The 2,078-nt window shown below is 32.2% G+C and carries 2 protein-coding genes; one reads left to right on the plus strand and one right to left on the minus strand.

Features of this window, described 5'->3' with window-relative positions:
• Positions 1-269 precede the first annotated feature (269 nt).
• The gene (locus F6K13_RS30145; protein ID WP_124145294.1) at positions 270-728 is read left to right on the plus strand and encodes a hypothetical protein; all 459 of its coding nucleotides are present in this window, start codon (positions 270-272) and stop codon (positions 726-728) included.
• A gap of 321 nt (positions 729-1,049) precedes the next feature.
• Here the strand turns inward: F6K13_RS30145 and cobO are convergent, their stop codons facing one another.
• Positions 1,050-1,658, minus strand: a complete 609-nt coding sequence (cobO, locus tag F6K13_RS30150) for a cob(I)yrinic acid a,c-diamide adenosyltransferase (RefSeq protein WP_287289422.1) — start codon at positions 1,656-1,658, stop codon at positions 1,050-1,052.
• Positions 1,659-2,078: the final 420 nt, after the last annotated feature.

The following is a 2,078-nucleotide window of genomic DNA, read 5'->3' on the forward strand; positions in this document are numbered from 1 at the left end:
TGGAATATGTCGCTAGTTAGGTATTAAAATCTGCCTAAAATCGATCCCTCTATTGTCAATATCAAATTTTGATCGTTCCTTGTAGAGATAGTTATTTTTAATGATTATCTCTACAAGGATTTTTTTTGATTTATTATCTACCTTTAGTAACTATTGGAAGAAATAACTTTTGTTAACAGTTGAGAAATTAACACAAATTGTTAAAACAATAGATTTTTACCTTTTTCTACGGATATGATAATGGTGTAGATAACAATTAAGTAATATTCGTGATTTTTAGGTTAGTGGCGATCGCCACCTACTTAATATTGACCTATAGTACAGCAAATAGGCCAATAGTACAGTATAAAACTATTTCTCTTAAATTCAAGGAAGAAAGACCAAAGTTTTCCTCACAAACAAATGAAGATCGTACATTGCTCAGTGATGGAATTTACCTTTTTGGTCAGTCTTCTCAACCAGAGAAAATTCAGAATGAGTATTTTGTATTTCAGTTAGAAAATGGTAAGGTAATAGGCGCTCTTTATCTACCCCATTCAGCTTTTTATTGCTTTTATGGATTTTATAAGCAAAATAGCTTAGATGTAAAAGTTGTAGATAGTTATGATAATACTGCTTCTGACTACATAGTAGATTTAGAGAAATATTACCCCATAAATCAAGTTAGTGAGAATGATGCCAGGATATTAAATACTTGCCAAACTAACTATCAAAATTTGGCTTGGTAATACTTGTTGTTAAAACTCAAAGCTCAAAAGTTAGATTTTATGGACTTAAAACTTGGAAGCTATATTCAATAACTAATAATTAATAATTAATAATTAGTAATTACCTCTTTTTGAAAGGAAGAGGATTGACGTTTAAGGAAAATTTTTTCTTTTTTCTCCTTTATAAGAAGGAGAGGGTTTAAACCTTAATTATTTGGTAATAATTCAGCAATTATTCAGCAATTATTTCACATTATCGGGAACAAAACTAATTTATGCTGATTAAGATTTTAATCGAATCTAAAGTTTGCCATTTTAACTAATTCTTTGTTCCTACTAATATTAATACTCAATACCAGGTTGCGCCCTCACATCTTGCTCTCTAAAAGGATGCTTAATCATTTTCATTTCTGTAACTAAATCCGCCCTTTCAATTAATTCTGGAGGGGCACCCCTACCTGTAAGAATAACATGAGAATCTTCAGGTTTCTCTTCTAACCCAGTTAACAAATCTTCTAACTTTAAATAACCCAATTTCAAACTAACATTCACCTCATCAAGTAATACTAATTTAAACTCTGGGTTGCGGATATAAGACAAAGCCAAATTCCAAGCTTCATAAACTTTTTGAATATCGCGATCGCGGTCTTGAGTCTCCCAAGTAAACCCTTCACCTAAAGCATGAAAAGATATTTGTTCGCCCCATTTAGTAAACACTGCTTTTTCTGCGGGTTCCCAAGCACCTTTAATAAATTGAACTATTGCCACTCGATAACCATGACCCAAGGAGCGCATCACCATACCCAATGCTGCTGTAGTTTTGCCTTTACCGTTACCAGTATTGACAATAACTAAGCCTTTTTCCAGAGCAGCTTGAGATACTCGTTGTTCTTGTACTTCTTTGCGGCGCTGCATTTTCTGTTTGTATTGCTCAGGAGTTAGGGATGTCATTTCAGTTAACAGTTATCAGTTATCAGTGTACAAAATAGTTTTTTATCACAATTAGTATTAATTTGTCAATTTAGTAATTTTTCCTGATTTTGGTAGATAATTGTATGATAGACATCTCCAGAAAATAAACTTGCCCTTTATTTACTATAAACTAGAGTGTAATAACTCAAAAAATCATTTTCCGTGTTTTTCTCCTAAAAATATCTTCCCTGTTCCCTCCATACCTATTCCCTACTTTTACAAAAAGTCTATATCTTTTTCGGGTAGTAATGCATAGTAATGATCTAAGTGATTAAACTAGCATTATAGTGATCAACAAAATACCAAATTGCACCAATATGATTGTCGAGAGATTTTGAGAATGATCAAGTTTTACTTACTCAGCTGGAAACTCTTTGACGTCAAGTATGATTGAATCGT

The organism is Okeania sp. SIO2B9, assembly GCF_010672505.1.
In the GTDB taxonomy this organism is placed as follows: domain Bacteria; phylum Cyanobacteriota; class Cyanobacteriia; order Cyanobacteriales; family Microcoleaceae; genus Okeania; species Okeania hirsuta.